12 protein-coding genes and 1 riboswitch are annotated in these 12,729 nt (G+C 58.5%); of the genes, 7 read left to right on the top strand and 5 right to left on the bottom strand.

The genetic code is table 11. The features are described from left to right. Positions 1–286: 286 nt before the first annotated feature. Complete coding sequence (locus AAAX34_RS00215; RefSeq protein WP_349109602.1) at positions 287–1,156, top strand: patatin family protein; 870 nt, start codon at positions 287–289, stop codon at positions 1,154–1,156. Between the two features lie 112 nt (positions 1,157–1,268). On the opposite strand, the gene AAAX34_RS00210 is transcribed toward AAAX34_RS00215, so the two are convergent. From AAAX34_RS00210 to thiM, 3 genes are read right to left on the bottom strand one after another with little or no spacing between them, the layout of a single operon-like run. Then, positions 1,269–1,964 carry a thiamine phosphate synthase gene (locus tag AAAX34_RS00210; RefSeq protein WP_117769839.1) on the bottom strand — a complete coding sequence of 232 codons (696 nt, stop codon included), beginning with the start codon at positions 1,962–1,964 and terminating at the stop codon, positions 1,269–1,271. Next, positions 1,961–2,302: a thiamine-binding protein gene (locus AAAX34_RS00205; protein WP_349109601.1), complete on the bottom strand. Its 342-nt coding sequence runs from the start codon at positions 2,300–2,302 to the stop codon at positions 1,961–1,963. The genes AAAX34_RS00210 and AAAX34_RS00205 overlap by 4 nt, the downstream gene beginning before the upstream one ends. A gap of 3 nt (positions 2,303–2,305) precedes the next feature. After that, positions 2,306–3,145, bottom strand: a complete 840-nt coding sequence (gene thiM / locus AAAX34_RS00200) for a hydroxyethylthiazole kinase (RefSeq protein WP_349109600.1) — start codon at positions 3,143–3,145, stop codon at positions 2,306–2,308. Positions 3,146–3,196: 51 nt separating this feature from the next. Continuing rightward, a riboswitch (TPP riboswitch) is annotated at positions 3,197–3,306 on the bottom strand. A 163-nt stretch (positions 3,307–3,469) separates the two neighbouring features. Between thiM and AAAX34_RS00195 the strand changes: the two genes are divergently transcribed. From AAAX34_RS00195 to AAAX34_RS00185, 3 genes are all read left to right on the top strand, one after another. Beyond that, positions 3,470–4,378: an HAD family hydrolase gene (locus AAAX34_RS00195; protein ID WP_349109599.1), complete on the top strand. Its 909-nt coding sequence runs from the start codon at positions 3,470–3,472 to the stop codon at positions 4,376–4,378. A gap of 10 nt (positions 4,379–4,388) precedes the next feature. After that, entirely contained in the window at positions 4,389–5,285 is an 897-nt protein-coding gene (locus AAAX34_RS00190) for a LysR family transcriptional regulator (RefSeq protein ID WP_349109598.1), read from the top strand. Between the two features lie 155 nt (positions 5,286–5,440). Next, positions 5,441–6,574, top strand: a complete 1,134-nt coding sequence (locus tag AAAX34_RS00185; RefSeq protein ID WP_349109597.1) for a 5-methyltetrahydropteroyltriglutamate--homocysteine S-methyltransferase — start codon at positions 5,441–5,443, stop codon at positions 6,572–6,574. Positions 6,575–6,808: 234 nt separating this feature from the next. Here the strand turns inward: AAAX34_RS00185 and AAAX34_RS00180 are convergent, their stop codons facing one another. Together AAAX34_RS00180 and AAAX34_RS00175 are read right to left on the bottom strand one after the other, a co-directional pair. Next, positions 6,809–7,474, bottom strand: coding sequence for an alpha/beta hydrolase-fold protein (locus tag AAAX34_RS00180; protein ID WP_349109596.1), 666 nt, complete (start codon positions 7,472–7,474; stop codon positions 6,809–6,811). Positions 7,475–7,611: 137 nt separating this feature from the next. Beyond that, positions 7,612–8,922: an NCS2 family permease gene (locus tag AAAX34_RS00175; protein WP_117840585.1), complete on the bottom strand. Its 1,311-nt coding sequence runs from the start codon at positions 8,920–8,922 to the stop codon at positions 7,612–7,614. 193 nt (positions 8,923–9,115) lie between these two features. Here AAAX34_RS00175 and AAAX34_RS00170 point away from each other — a divergent pair, with 193 nt between their 5' ends. The 3 genes from AAAX34_RS00170 (at position 9,116) to AAAX34_RS00160 (ending at position 12,538) form a co-directional block, all read left to right on the top strand. Continuing rightward, positions 9,116–9,535, top strand: a complete 420-nt coding sequence (locus AAAX34_RS00170; protein WP_022094377.1) for a peptide deformylase — start codon at positions 9,116–9,118, stop codon at positions 9,533–9,535. 135 nt (positions 9,536–9,670) lie between these two features. After that, positions 9,671–10,636: a choloylglycine hydrolase gene (gene bsh / locus AAAX34_RS00165; protein WP_349109595.1), complete on the top strand. Its 966-nt coding sequence runs from the start codon at positions 9,671–9,673 to the stop codon at positions 10,634–10,636. 351 nt (positions 10,637–10,987) lie between these two features. Next, positions 10,988–12,538: a hypothetical protein gene (locus AAAX34_RS00160; RefSeq protein ID WP_349109594.1), complete on the top strand. Its 1,551-nt coding sequence runs from the start codon at positions 10,988–10,990 to the stop codon at positions 12,536–12,538. The last annotated feature ends 191 nt before the right edge of the window (positions 12,539–12,729 follow it).

Here is a 12,729-nt window from a genome sequence, read left to right as displayed (position 1 = left end):
GGGCGAGCTCGTTGTGTACATGCATCGTTGCTCAGCGCTTTGCATGTATCCAGGCCCCCGCCTTGCCGCGTTGTTGAGCTAATTTGCCGGCTAATGTTCGCTGTTGATAACAGCTGAGTAGTGTAAACAATAGTGCACAATTATATATGGGTGCACATGCTGTGGGCGGCTGTTATTCGACAAACGGTAGCGCGACGATGCGATGTTCGATAAAAATGCGACTGGGACGATATATGTTGACGGGTATACTTGTCCCGTTTTAAAACGCAGGAACGGAGATGGTCGCATGGCACAGTCAAATATGACGCGCACGGTGGGGCTGGCGCTCGAGGGAGGCGGCTACCGCGGTATGTATACGGCGGGCGTGCTCGACGTTTGGATGGAGCACGGTTTGACCTGCGACCATATGGTGGGCGTCTCGGCGGGCGCGGCGTTTGGCTACAACTTTAAATCGCACCAGATCGGCCGCGCCATTCGCTATAACAAGGCCTATTGCGCCGACAGGCGCTATGCGAGCGTGACCAGCTGGCTGCGAACCGGCGATATGTACAATGCCGACTTTGCTTATCACGAGGTGCCTATCGAGCGCGATCCTATCGACTTGGAGGCGTATCGCACCTGTCCCATGCGATTTACGTGCGTGTGTACCGATATCGAGACGGGCAAGGCCGTCTATCACGATCTGCCGTATGGCGACGAGCGCGATATCGAGTGGATTCGGGCGTCGTCGGCAATTCCCGTGGCGACGCGTCCCGTTGCTATTGACGGGCATAAGTATCTGGATGGTGGCGTGGCTGATTCTATTCCCAGCGCGTGGCTGTTTGCGCAGGGGTATGACCGCAATATCGTGGTACTCACGCAGCCGGCGGGCTTTGTGAAGCAGCCCAACAGCGTGATGCCCATGCTGCGGCGCGTGTTCCGTCACTATCCGGAGTTTGTCGCAGCGCTTGAGCACCGGCATGAGGTCTACAATGCCACGCTCGATGACCTGGCACGTCGCGAGGCTGCCGGCGAGATCTTTGTGGTGCGTCCGAGCGAATCGGTGAAGGTGCCGTCGCTGTGTCGCGAGCCCGATGAACTTGAGCGCATCTACCAGATTGGTCGCCGCGATGCGGAGGCGACCTTGCCGGCACTGGAGGCATATCTGGCAGGGTAGAGGCTGCTGCCGCCATCTCGGCGGAAAGCGCATCCCGGAATGGAGGTCCAAACTGGGATGCGCTTTCCATTGCTGAAGATATGAGGCTGCGAATCAGCTGCTCGGCCTAGACTTACGCCTGCTGCCAGGTGTCGACAAGCTCCTTGGCCGCGGCGTAGGGGTCATCGGCGCTGCAGACGGCACTCACCACAAAGAAGCCATCGACGCCGGTGGCCTTAAGCTGCGGCAGGTCGGCCGTCTTGACACCGCCGCCCACCACGATGGGCACGGGGCTTGCCGCGTGGAGTGCGGCTAGGTCCTCAAAGCTCTTGGTGATGATAGAGCCGTCGGCCGCGCGTCCGCAGTCGCGCTTGGTCTCGGTCTCGTGGAGTGGGCCGATGCCCAGGTAGTCGACTAGGCTCATGTCGGCGGTCTTGACGTACTCGAGCATCTCCTCGCAACGGGCGGAAAGACCCACGATGGCGTTGGGCCCCAGCAGCTTGCGACAGACCTCGACGGGAATGTCGCTCTGACCCACGTGCACGCCGTCGACAGCAATGCCCTGCTCGCGCGCGGCGAGTACGCAGTCCAGGCGGTCGTCAATCAGCAAAGCGACCTGACCGGTCTTGCCAGCCTGTGCGATTGCCTGCGCGGCGTCGCCGGTCAGCGCAATGATCTCGCGGGCGCTTGCCACCTTGGAGCGCACCTGGATGCAGGTAAAGCCGGCGTCGAGCGCCTGGGCCACCACATCGCCCACGGGGCGCCCGAGCGTGTTTTCGGGGCCGAGTACCAGATAGGCCGAGATATCAAGGTTGTCGCGGATACTCATCGTGTTTCCTCCTGCTTTTTGATCTGAGCTTCCATGCGCTCGAGCTTGCCGGTCATGGTGTCGGTAAATCCGGGCCGGATATCGGCTTTGAGCACGACTTCGGTGCGGATGCCCTTGCTCGCCAACACAAAGGTTGCGTCGCGCACGACCTGCATGACCTCGTCCCAGTCGCCCTCGATCTCGGTGAACATCGAGGTGGTGCGGTTGGGAAGGCCGCTCTCGCGAATGATGCGCACGACCTCGGCGACCTCGGCGGACAGCTCATCGCCGGTGCCGCACGGGGCGATGGCCACGGCGACGAGTGTGTTCATTCCAGCAGCAGTTACGGGCTCGGACATGGCTTATGCCTCCTCGAGCTCGAGTTGGTTATCAGCGATATCTTGGGCGGTCGCGCGGTAGAGCTCATCGATAAAGGCGACCTTAAAGCTTGCCGGGGCATCGGCGACAGCGGCGGCACGCGTGCCGGCAACGTTGTAGACCGCGGTGCCGCAGATGGCTGCCGTAAACGGGTCGGCGGCACAGGCGTACACGGCTAGCACGCCGCCCTGCGAGCAGCCGCAACCGGTGATCTTGGACATGAGCGGGCTGCCGCCGTGGGACTTGGCCACGGTCGTGCCGTCGGTAATCAGGTCGACTTCGCCCGAGACCACTACGGCGCCGCCGGTGTAGCGGGCGAGCGCCACGGCGGCGTCGCGGGCGGCGTCGACCGTGTCGGTGGTATCGACACCGCGCACGCGGCTCAGATCGGCCGCCTCGCCCTCAAGACCCCACAGCCCGGCGAGTGCGATGATCTCGGAGGCGTTGCCACGCACGATGGCGGGCTTGTACTGCTTGAGTTCGTTTACCAGCTGGGTGCGCAGGCTACCGATACCCAGGCCCACCGGATCGAGCACCCAGGGCTTGCCGGCGTCGTGTGCCGCCTTGGCCGCGCGGGGAATCGTTTGCTCGTAAATGGGGAAGAGCGTTCCCATGTTGAGATAGATGGCGCCGCCGCCGGCAACGAGCGCCTCGCCCTCGTCGGGCAAATAGACCATGGCGGCCGATCCGCCCACGGCGAGCTGCGCGTTGGCGACAAAGTCGATCGTCACCGTGTTGGTGATGGAGCCGGCCATCGGATTGGTAGCGCGAATCTCATCCACGGCCTTGACCACATGTTGCTTAAGCTGTTCCGAATCAATCACTGCACATGCCTCCTTGGCATAGAAAAGGGGCGCTGTGCATAGACAGCGCCCCTGTAAAGGCGGCATGCTCCCTACGCCAGCATTAACTGACAGGTTCAAAGGATTGGGCCCATGCCCTCTCAGCCTTGTGGTTTGCACCGCCGGCACTCCCGCATCGAATCTGTTGTTCCCTATACTAGCGCACCTGCCAAAAAGGGACAGGTTTATTTCGGCAGGTTTCATCTGGGAAAACGCAAAGTCCCAGTTGTTACCTGCCAAAATAAACCTGTCCCTTTTTGGCAGGTCGGTACAATAGATGGGATTAAGAATGACCGAGGGGACCTTATGATCAAACTTGTGCTGACCGATATGGACGATACACTGATTCCAGCCGGGCATGACGGCGCCAGCGACTACGCCATTGAGGGTATTCATGCCATGCAGGCGGCGGGTTTGCACTTTGGGCCGGTTTCGGGTCGTCAGCCGTCCGCGATGGGCTGGATGTTCAAAAACCGTTCCGAGTGTTATTCGACCGGTGCGTTCTGTAACGGCCAGGTGATGTTTGTCGACGGCGAAGTAGTCGCTTCGCGCGCAATCGATAACGATGTCCTTATGCGCTTAGCCGATTATTTTGAACAGGAGACCGACGATACGTATTTGAAGGTCTACCGTCTGGGTGATGACTTTTGGAATAACGATGCCTATTGCGTGACAAGCGATCCCGAGCGTGTGCGTCGCGCCATGAAGTCAGGCGGCAACGCGTGGCTCAAGGGCGAAGAGGCTCCCTGTCGTCCTGTCGTTGACGATGCCCCGGTATACAAGGCGAATATCTGGAGTGCCCGTTCGCGCGAGGAGCTCGCCGAGCTGCGCGAGCGTGTTGCCGCTGAGGTGCCGGAGCTCTCGCTCGTGTTTCCCAACAACCGCGTGCGCCTGTTCGACGTTCTTCCGACCGGCTGGGACAAGGGCTGCGCTGCGCTGGAGCTGGCGCGTGCTTTGGGCCTGATGCCCGACGAGGTGGCCGTATTCGGCGATTCCGATAACGATTTGCCCATGATCGATGCCGTTCCCAACTCCGTTGCAGTCGCCAATGCCAACGAGGCCGTCACGGCTGCCGCACGCTGGCATATCGGCGCTGCGGCAGATGATGCGGTTGCCGGGGCTCTGCATCAGATTGCCGCCTGCGCCGCGACGGGGGAGATGCCATCGTTTATGAGCCAAATGGACACGGCGGGTTTCGACGTCACAAACGTCTAGGGAGAAAGCCATGAAGCTCCAGCAACTCAGATATGTCGTCAAAGTTGCCGAATGCGGCAGCATCACCGAGGCCTCGCGCCGGCTCTTTGTGTCGCAGCCTTCGATTACCGCGTCGATCCGCGATCTCGAAAACGAGATGGGTGTGCATATCTTTGAGCGCACCAACAAGGGCGTCATTGTGTCCGAGGAAGGCGAGACCTTCTTGGGCTACGCGCGCCAGGTGCTCGACCAGGCCGACCTGCTCGAGGGCAAGTACAAAGGTACGTCCGAGCAGGTGCCGCACTTTAGTGTGAGCTGCCAGCATTATTCCTTTGCCGTTAATGCGTTTGTCGATGTGATCCGCGAGTTCGATGCCGCGCGCTACGACTTTACCCTGCGCGAGGAGCAGACCCACGAAATTATCGAGGATGTCGCGCATATGAAAAGCGAACTCGGCATCCTGTATCTGTCGGAGCACAATCGCGAGGTCATCGAGCGCATGCTTGCCGCCAACGAGCTCGTATTCGAAGGGCTCTTCTGCGCCACGCCGCATGTCTTCGTCTGCGCCGACCATCCGCTGGCGGGCCGCTCGAGCGTGACGCTCGAGGATCTGGAAGACTACCCGTTCCTGTCCTACGAGCAGGGCAGCTACAACTCGTTTTACTATTCCGAGGAGCTGACCTCGACCTTTGAGCGTCGCAAGAATATCCGCGTGCGCGACCGTGCGACGTTGTTCAATTTGGCCATGGGCCTCAACGGCTACACGGTGTGTTCGGGCGTGATCAGCCACGAGCTCAACGGGCCCGGCATTATCTCGATTCCGCTCGACGTGGACGAGTACATGGAGATTGGCATCATCACGCGCAAGAACACGATGCTCACGCGCTACGGTCGTGCCTATATCGACGCGATTCGTCAGCATATCTAGGCTGCTGTGCTCCGCACAGTTCAAGTCTCTTTATGACAGTCCAGACTGATATAGGAAGCATCTATATCAAACTGTTATAAACGTATATTTTACGATGACCATATGAGCGCTCATACTCTGTCCCAGTAAAGCAACCAATGCAAAGGGAGATATCTATGAGCACTTCGATTCAACCGAACGCGCCGTTTCGCGCCGATATCGTCGGCAGTTTTCTTCGTCCGCAGGCTGTAAAGGATGCCCGTGCCGCCTATGTCGCGGGTAAACTCGACGCTTCCGGCCTTAAGGCCGTCGAGGACGAGGCCATCCGCGACTTAGTGGCCAAGCAGAAGGCTGCCGGCCTGCAGGTGATTACCGATGGCGAGTTCCGCCGCAGCTACTGGCACCTCGATTTTATGTGGGGACTCAACGGCATTGAGCGCCGCGCCTCGCGCACGGGCTACATGTTTCACGATGAGGAGACTACCGCCGACACCGCCGTGGTAACCGGTCCCATTAGCGGCGAGAACCATCCGTTCGTCGAGCACTTTAAGTTTGTCAAGGCGCTTGAGGGGGAGGGCCAGGTCGCGCGTCAAACCATTCCGGCGCCGATCCAGACGTTCTCGGAGGTTACGCTCGACCGCTGCGATGGACAGCAGGAGAGTCTGCGCGCCGTCTACAAGACCGATGAGGAACTTGCCGACGCCATTGCAGCCGCTTATCGCACGGTGATCGCCGACCTGTACGCAGCAGGCTGTCGCAACATCCAGTTTGATGACTGCACCTGGGGCATCTACTGCGATACTGATTTTGTCGCCAAAACCGGCATGAGCCCGGTCGACCTGCAAAAGGTGAGCGAGCTGGGCGTGGCGCTCAACAATGCTGCCATCGCGGGCAAGCCCGACGATCTGGTTATCAACACGCATGTGTGCCGCGGCAACTATCACTCCACGTATGCCTTCGAGGGTGGTTACGATCCCATTGCACCGTACCTGTTTGCGCACGAGGATGTCGACGCGTTCTACCTTGAGTTCGATACGCCGCGCGCCGGTGGCTTTGAGCCGCTCAAGTATGTCGCCCCCGGCAAGAAGGTGGTGCTGGGACTGGTCACTACAAAGGCGGCTGAGCTTGAGGACGAGGACGTTATCGTCGAACGTATCCAAGAGGCCGCAAAGTATGTGCCGCTCGAGAACCTGTACCTGTCGCCCCAGTGCGGCTTTGCCAGCTGCGAGATTGGCAACAAACTGACCGAGGACGAACAGTGGGCAAAGATCGCGCTGGTCAAGCGCATTGTCGAGCGCGTTTGGAAGTAACGCTACCGCTTGCAGGTGACGGCGCGTGCGAGACATGGCGTATCACGTACAATGGTTCGGATCGTATCGTTCGGGCAGGTTATCCGATATGCCTGATCGCCCTTCCATTATGAAAGGACTTCCATGTCCCAATCCTCGACGCCCGCCGTATCTGAACTCGAGGAGACTGTCGAATAGTAGTTGTGTTCAGCTAAATCAAAAAATGGCGCCCGTGCGTACGCTTGGACGCCATTTTTAATGCGTCAGTATCCAGCGGATGCCGCGCGCCATGCGCAGGTCAGTTTGGGCAAAGTGATTGCCGGGGTTGAGCTCCAGCGTTGTTGGAATGTCACGCTCTATAAACAGCTCTTCCATCGCGCGCGTGTCGTCGAGTACGTGCCGCATCATGCGGTTGGGCGTCTTGGTTTCCTTTTTACCGAGCGACAGATAAGCGGCGTCGGGCGTGGCTGTCATCGTGCGCTCACGCGCGTAGTCGATAAAGCCGGGGAACCACAGCGACCCCGATGCACTCGCCGCGCGCTCAAAGACATCTGTTTGCCAAAGTGCCCACAGTGCAAAAAGACCCGCCAACGAATAGCCGACAACGCCGCGCCAGATGGGCGGTTGCGGGAGCGATGATTCGGCCTCTGGGATTATCTGCTTCAACAACTCGTCAAGAAAACCAGCAGCCTGTCCGTCAAAGGGCTCGGCATCTCGTATAGTTCCGTCGCATTCCCAGGGGCTCAACTCGCGATTCCAATCGAGTCCTCCGATGGCGACAAGGGTGAATGGCGGGCAGTCGAGCTCTCGGCAGCGCTCGTAGACTTCACTACCGTCGCCCATAACCACGGGGAGGTAGATGACGGGCGCGCCTTCTACACACTCTGAATAAACGGTTATCTGCTTCTGATGCGCTTCCAAGGCAGGCTTCTCTCGGTGTTGTGATATTGACAGCCTCAATTGTCGCACGCTGGCACGGGGGCAGACGCTAAAAGAAAGGCGCGGAGCCGCTCGATGCGATTCCGCGCCTTGTTGTTTTGCTTTGGCAGACTATGCCGCTACGCCACGAAGAAGTAGACGAGGAAGGCGAGGGCTGCGATCCACATGAGCGGCTTGATCTTGGAAGCCTCGCCCTTAAAGAGCGCGACGATCACGTAGGCGATAAAGCCCAGACCGATGCCGGCAGAGATAGAGTAGGTGAAGGGCACGCCGGCGACAATCATAAACGCCGGGAAACCCTGCGACACGTCGGACCAGTCGATCTCGGAGGCCTCGCTCATCATGAGGTAGCCGACGTAGACCAGAGCACCGCAGGTGGCAGCGCTGGAAACGATGGTGACGATGGGGGAGAAGAACGCGGCGAGAATGAACAGCACACCGGTGGTGACGGAGGTGAGGCCCGTGCGGCCACCGTCGGCAGCGCCGGAAGTGGACTCGACGAAGGTGGTGATGGAGGAGACGCCCATGAAACCGCCCACAGCAGCGGCGGCGGAGTCGACGATCAGAATCTCCTTGATATTCTCGACGTTGCCGTCGTCGGTGAGGAACTCGCCCTGCTTGGCCACGGCCATCGCGGTGCCCATGGTGTCGAAGAAGTCACTCATGAGCAGCGAGAACGAGATGACGAGGAGCGCGGGGTCGGTAAGGACCTTGACGATGGCGGGCACGCCGCCGGCGTCGGCGATGGGGCCACCGATGCTCGAGAAGTCGAGCGGGGCGATGATACCGGTCGGAGCATGGGTCACACCTAAGGGGATACCGGCGATGACGGCGACGACGATGCCGATGAGCAGCGAGCCGGGGACGTTGCGGCAGGCGAGGGCGACCGTCACCAGGATGGAGATGATGCCGACGATGAAGGTGGGGGAGGTGATGTCGCCCAGACCGACGAGTGTACCGGCGCCAGCGGTGATAATGCCGGCATCGCACAGGCCAATCATGGCGATGAACAGGCCCAGACCCACCGAGATGGCGTGACGCAGGACAACCGGGATGGCGTCCATGATGGCCTCGCGCAGGCCGCAAAGCACGAGCAGCAAGATGACGACGCCCTCAAGGAAGATGACGCTCATGGCCACGTGCCAGTCACCGCCGCAGACGGTGGTGGTGATTCCAGCGATCATCGCGTTGACGCCTAAGCCCGACGCACAGGCGAGCGGGCGGTTGGCGAAGATGCCCATGCAGATGGTCATGATGCCGGCGCCTAGGCAGGTGGCGCAGGCGAGCGCTCCCGCATCGATGCCAGCGCCCGAGAGCACCGCGGGGTTGACGGCGATGATGTAGGCCATCGCCAGGAATGTTGTCAGTCCAGCGCGGAGTTCGGTCCCGATTGTGGACTTGCGCTCGCTGACGTGAAATAGTTCGTCCATGCATACCCTTTCCTTGCTCGGCCCCGAGTTTAGGCCGATTGACACGAACTCACCCACTATAGCCCCTTTACGACGCTGTTGTTCCTCGCATGTTGATGTTCGGCGCTTTGTAGCAGACGGACGGTATTTTTCGCATGAAAATGTGTGGGTACCGTATACTTAAGCGGTTACAACGACCCCTATGGAGGAACGTATGATTAAAGAGCTTTGCCACGACGAGGCTATCCTGTCCCAGCGTTGCGAGGTTGCGACCGTCGAGGACGAGTCGGTTGCTCAGGACCTGATCGATACCATCAAGTCGCTCGACGATGCCGGCTGCTTGGCCGCTAACCAGATTGGCGTTACCAAGAAGGTTTGCGTCTACCTGGACGATGCCGGCGAGCCCCACGTGCTCTACAACCCCCGTCTGGTGTTTGGCCTGGGCGCCAGCAAGATGGAGGAGAGCTGCCTGACGCACGAGGAGGTCACCAAGTCCACGCGCTATATCAAGTGCAAGGTCGCCTTTGACCAGATCGTCGACGGCAAGATGAAGGAGTGCCGCCGCGACTACGCGGGCTTTGAGGCACAGATGATCCAGCATATGATCGATCACTGCCAAGGCAAACTTGTCTAGGGTGACTACAGCACCGCACTTCGTCTCTTTTGGTCCGGACGTGACATTGTTGTCATGTCCGGACCTTTGTGTTTAGCGCCTCTTTGATTGGTGACAATAAGCTTAGAAAGAAAGAACGTAAAGCTAGGAGGAGCTATGTGTACGAGCGTTCGATTTACCGATAATTCTGGTCACATGTATCTAGGCCGCAACCTAGACTGGAGCTTTGACTACGGCCAACAGGTTCGCGTGATGCCGCGCGGGTTTCACGTTCCGTATTCGTTTATCGACGACGCGACAGCGGCACACGCGGTGATCGGTATGTGCATCGATTACAAGAACTATCCCATGTTCTTCGATTGCGGTAACGATGCGGGTCTGGCTGTGGCGGGGCTAAACTTTCCCGGCTATGCCGAGTATGCCGAGGGTCCGGTTGATGGAAAGACCAATATCGCGGCCTATGAGTTCCCCCTATGGGTGGCAGCGACGTTCTCGACGGTCGATGAGGTCGAGGCCGCGCTGCGCGACACGGTGATTGTCGCCAAATCTGCCGGAGAGGGGCTGGGCGTGTCGCTGCTCCATTGGATTATCGGCGACAGCCAGCGCAGCATCGTGGTCGAGATGATGGCTGACGGCCTGCATGTATACGACGATCCGGTCGACACCCTTGCCAACCAGCCGACCTTCCCGTGGCACATGGAAAACCTGCGCACCTATATCACCGCCACAAGCGATTTTCCGCAGACGGCGACATGGCGTGGCGCCGAGCTCAAGCCCTATGGAGCCGGTGCCGGCATGCGCGGCATTCCGGGCGATTGCTATTCGCCGAGCCGTTTTGTAAAGGCGGCGTACCTCAATGCCAATTACCCGCAAAAGGAGAGCGAGACCGAAAACGTCGTTCGCATGTTCCGCTCGCTCGAGGGCGTGGTGATGATTGAGGGGGCGTCCAGGATGGGCGATGGCAAGTTCGAGAAGACTATCTACACCGGATGCTTTAGCGCGCGCACGGGCAATTATTACTACGCGATGTATGGGGATCCGTCGATTCGCTACGTGAGCCTGATGGATGCCGAGGGCGCGAGCCCCGATAGGCTCGTGGTTCCCGAGCCGCGCCGTTCGTAGCCGTTAGCTTTACTGCAATGCAAAGCGGCCCTGCGTCTCTCGTGAGGCGCAGGGCCGCTTGGTAGATCAGAAGTTGAAGGCAAACATGATGCCGATGACTTTGTCAAAATATATTAAACAAACGGTAGTTTCAATTCATCTTTGGAATAATAGCCGTTCAAAAGCGAATCGATTGGCTCATTTAGATTATATAAAATTCCTTTAGTTTTACTTCCGAGCGGCGCGCCGGGCATCTGGCATCAACGGATTCCCTGTTTTGGCGCTTCGAAGGCACGGACTCCGTTTCGTTAATTTCTGATTAGAAATGCTGAAAATCCAGTCAGAAGCGGGCTGGGGAACGGGGCAATAAAAATGGCTTTCGAAATGAGTCGGCGAAGCTTTTTAACGGCCGGTGGGGCCACAATGCTGGCGGGCACCGCCTCTATGCTTGTTGGCTGCGCGTCTGGAAGCGAAAGCGGCGCGGGAAGCGTGGCTGCCGGCAAGGATGATGCACTGAAGGTTGATAGCGACGGCAAATCGGGTGGCACGGATAGCGACGTTAGCGAATTCTACGAGCACGTTATCTCTGTTTCTGCACTTGCGAAAACATATGCAATCGGAGAGAAGATTGTCGGCGTGGCGATTGAATACGACGTGGATGTCGATGCGTCTTCGGTTGATCCCGGACATGGCGGCATCGGTCAACAGGCTCAGGAAAAGGGGCTGGGATCTTTCTCGGTTTTGGGACGCTCGATTGTCACTGCCTATGTAAACGACAAAGCCGAGCTGAGTGATGAAGGGGGCAAAAGCAAGGGAACGTACGTCATCGTCGAGCTCGATCCAGCAGATGCGGGCGCACAGACGTTGATGTTTCAGATGACGCGTGGGTGCGTAGGCTCAAACGGTCCCGTATCCCTTGATAGCGGTTGCGTCAAAACCGCCCAAATAAAGGATCTCAAGGATTCTGCAGGTAAAAAGCTTACAGGCGACGAGACATCCTCCCGATATCTCGTGGCTTCGACTGTTCTCAACTCCGAGGCAGACAAGTTTGTTGCAGGGACCTACGATGACCCCAAAACTGGATTCCATGCTTCGTTTGCCTTGGCACAGCCTGACGACTACGACAAGGCAAAGAAATACCCCATCACGCTCTTCCTGCCGGATGCGGGGGTAACCACCTGCGATGTGAGGGTGAATCTTCGTCAAGGTCTGGGAGCCCTTGCCTGGGCTGATGGGTCACAATTTGTGCTGACGATCGCTGGAACTTGTTGCGATATCGAGACTTGCCTGCATGTAATCGAGGACCTGATCGACCAGGGTTACTCAATCGATCCGGATCGCATTTACGGGACGGGCGAATCTGCCGGGTGCATGGCCCTCATCGAATATGCCTCCAAGCATCCCGATGACAATTCCTTTGCAGCGCTCATGCTCGTTGCCGGGCAAGGCAACATGACTCCGATTGCCAAGACGCCCATGGTGATATTCGTTTCTGAAGACGATTCCAATTCCTATGGCGGCATGACGGATCCCGAGAAGGGTGTCGCGAGTATCGGAATTCCTTATGTTGAGAAGCAGCTGAATTGCGCCTATAACTATGACGGCGAAGGGCATACGAGTGGCCTGTGGGTTGATTACGACGCAACGGGAGAGAAAAACCCTTCGGGTAACCAGGAAGGAGCCAAGGCGGCTAGCAGCCAGAAGACGCTCGATGAGCTTATGGTCGAGCTCTCGGATGTCTGCTCCTCGGCCTGTAAACAAGCGGTGACCGATGGGGCTCATGTCGTTTTCCTTCATGTAGAGAAGGGAACTCTCGATAGCACCGACAAGACGGTCCAGGGTGGAAACACTCATAACTTTACCTGGCAATACGCTTATGCGATCCCCGAACTCATCGAGTGGGTGAGAGACCAGTCTCTATAGCCTGCTTCTTTTTCGATGGCATTTCAATGTGGGCTAGGGTTATATCACCGATTGGGGCCAGGCGGTTGTCTAGCCCCGGAAATGCCGAATAGCAGTCTACGATTACGCCCAGGTAAAGCCTCAAAGGTGTTTTACCTGGCCAAAAACGTAGACAAAAGCGGCCCTGTGTCTCTCGTGAGGTGCAGGGCCGC

Source organism: Collinsella sp. CLA-ER-H4, assembly GCF_040092395.1.
In the GTDB taxonomy this organism is placed as follows: Bacteria; Actinomycetota; Coriobacteriia; order Coriobacteriales; family Coriobacteriaceae; genus Collinsella.
The sequence above is the reverse complement of the archived record's forward strand: the minus strand, read 5'-3'. Positions and strand labels throughout refer to the sequence as shown.

What these genes read in the sequence shown, in the direction of transcription:
- AAAX34_RS00215 (WP_349109602.1), top strand. Translation starts at nt 287, where the DNA reads ATGGCACAGTCAAATATGACGCGCACGGTGGGGCTGGCGCTCGAGGGA.
- AAAX34_RS00210 (WP_117769839.1), bottom strand. Translation starts at nt 1,964, where the DNA reads ATGAGTATCCGCGACAACCTTGATATCTCGGCCTATCTGGTACTCGGC.
- AAAX34_RS00205 (WP_349109601.1), bottom strand. Translation starts at nt 2,302, where the DNA reads ATGTCCGAGCCCGTAACTGCTGCTGGAATGAACACACTCGTCGCCGTG.
- AAAX34_RS00195 (WP_349109599.1), top strand. Translation starts at nt 3,470, where the DNA reads ATGATCAAACTTGTGCTGACCGATATGGACGATACACTGATTCCAGCC.
- AAAX34_RS00190 (WP_349109598.1), top strand. Translation starts at nt 4,389, where the DNA reads ATGAAGCTCCAGCAACTCAGATATGTCGTCAAAGTTGCCGAATGCGGC.
- AAAX34_RS00185 (WP_349109597.1), top strand. Translation starts at nt 5,441, where the DNA reads ATGAGCACTTCGATTCAACCGAACGCGCCGTTTCGCGCCGATATCGTC.
- AAAX34_RS00175 (WP_117840585.1), bottom strand. Translation starts at nt 8,922, where the DNA reads ATGGACGAACTATTTCACGTCAGCGAGCGCAAGTCCACAATCGGGACC.
- AAAX34_RS00170 (WP_022094377.1), top strand. Translation starts at nt 9,116, where the DNA reads ATGATTAAAGAGCTTTGCCACGACGAGGCTATCCTGTCCCAGCGTTGC.
- bsh (WP_349109595.1), top strand. Translation starts at nt 9,671, where the DNA reads ATGTGTACGAGCGTTCGATTTACCGATAATTCTGGTCACATGTATCTA.
- AAAX34_RS00160 (WP_349109594.1), top strand. Translation starts at nt 10,988, where the DNA reads ATGGCTTTCGAAATGAGTCGGCGAAGCTTTTTAACGGCCGGTGGGGCC.